The organism is Corallococcus praedator (assembly GCF_003612125.1).
GTDB lineage: Bacteria > Myxococcota > Myxococcia > Myxococcales > Myxococcaceae > Corallococcus > Corallococcus praedator.
The window spans coordinates 1-444 of record NZ_RAWI01001043.1 but is presented as its reverse complement, the minus strand read 5'-3'; the positions used below and the strand labels follow the sequence as shown (position 1 = coordinate 444).

Genomic DNA, 444 nt, shown 5'->3' with positions numbered 1-444 from the left:
CTGTTATAGGCCGCCAAAGCCGCATTCAATTGGGTTTGGAGACTATTCAACAATGTTACTGAGGTGTTGTATTTTTTAAGCGCCGTATCAAATGTGGTTTTTGCTGTTTTGGCTTTTTGTGTTGCACTGGTGAGTGCCGTTTTCATAGCGGTTTCAGTTTTGGTTTTGTCTGCAGTAGCTTTGGTGTTAGCAGCTAAAGCGACAACCGCAGCATCGTACTTGACTTTTGCCTGGGCAACCAACGCTTCCAGTTCGGTGACACTGACGCTGCTCGAAGAACTGCTTTGCGCAACACTGCTCGATACACTGCTCACACTGGAACTTGAACTGGATTGCACACTCGATGCCACCGAAGATGAACTCGATGTGGAAGCACCTACATAAAAATTCGCAATTTGTGGGCCAGTGATATTCAGTGCATGGCGTGCATCGGCACCACTGGTG

General features: G+C 47.5%; 1 protein-coding gene. It reads right to left on the bottom strand.

Annotated elements, in window-relative coordinates; translation table 11 throughout:
* A partial coding sequence (locus D7Y13_RS46415; protein WP_158626230.1) for a hypothetical protein occupies positions 1–444 on the bottom strand: 444 nt, incomplete at both ends.